Source organism: Bartonella sp. MR110HLJHH (genome assembly GCF_042194225.1).
GTDB classification, from domain to species: Bacteria; Pseudomonadota; Alphaproteobacteria; order Rhizobiales; family Rhizobiaceae; genus Bartonella; species Bartonella grahamii.
Map to the genome: position 1 here is coordinate 1 of NZ_JBHIMQ010000083.1, position 782 is coordinate 782.

Below are 782 nucleotides of genomic sequence, written 5' to 3' on the forward strand. Positions count from 1 at the left end.
GGTAATGAGTTTAGTGAAAAGGACATCAAAGCCCAAGGTACGCAAGATTTTACATCAACCAACCAAAAAGAGTTTGTTCCAGAAGATCAAGAGCTTACGCTTTATGCAACACGGGATAAAACAACCGCGGCTGGAGAGTGTGTTGTGGTCGTGCAATTCGTGACCAATCGTTGAGAGGTATAGGGGAAGGCTTAATTCCCCTCACGATTTATGGAGCAGATTGTACAGAGAGTTGCAAATTAAGGGCAGATAAGACAGCGACTAAGGTAGAAAGTTTAGGGTCACCTGTTTTGCTTAAAGAGCGGTATAATCCACTGCGTTCGCGATTGGTTTCTTTTGCTAAGGCACTCATATTTTGTGCTCTAGCAACAATGCCAAGGGCATCCGCTATATGAGAGGCATCACCAGTTTTGAAGGCTTCATTTAAAAAGACTTCTTGAGATTCTGGTGTTGTGAGGTGTTTTTCAAAGTTAAAGGTTTTCAATTTCATTTTTAAGATCCTCTAAAAGAGATAAGGCTTTTTGAATATCACTGGATTGTGTGGATTTGTCACCACCACAAAGCAATATAATGATTTTATCGCCTTTTTTTGTAAAATAAATTCGGTAACCAGCACCATAGTGGATACGTAATTCACCTATACCATTAAAAAACTTTGCATCACCCAAAAGCCCTGAACGAATTCTATGAAGCCTTGCAAGAATTATATTAGCAGCTTTTCTGTCTTTAAGTTTTTCTAACCAGTTATCGAATTCATCTGTTGTTTTTATTATCGCTACCAT

General features: G+C 38.7%; 2 protein-coding genes. Both read right to left on the reverse strand.

The features are described 5' to 3' along the window. Window positions 1–208: 208 nt before the first annotated feature. Window positions 209–490: an addiction module antidote protein gene (locus tag ACFIKB_RS09455; protein ID WP_273788712.1), complete on the reverse strand. Its 282-nt coding sequence runs from the start codon at window positions 488–490 to the stop codon at window positions 209–211. Beyond that, window positions 471–782 (reverse strand): type II toxin-antitoxin system RelE/ParE family toxin (locus tag ACFIKB_RS09460; protein WP_017196508.1); only part of this gene is annotated, 312 nt, incomplete at its 5' end. The genes ACFIKB_RS09460 and ACFIKB_RS09455, both read right to left, overlap by 20 nt.

Bases quoted from the DNA above. Each gene is read 5' to 3' on its own strand.
- ACFIKB_RS09455 (WP_273788712.1), bottom strand. From the start codon at position 490: ATGAAATTGAAAACCTTTAACTTTGAAAAACACCTCACAACACCAGAA.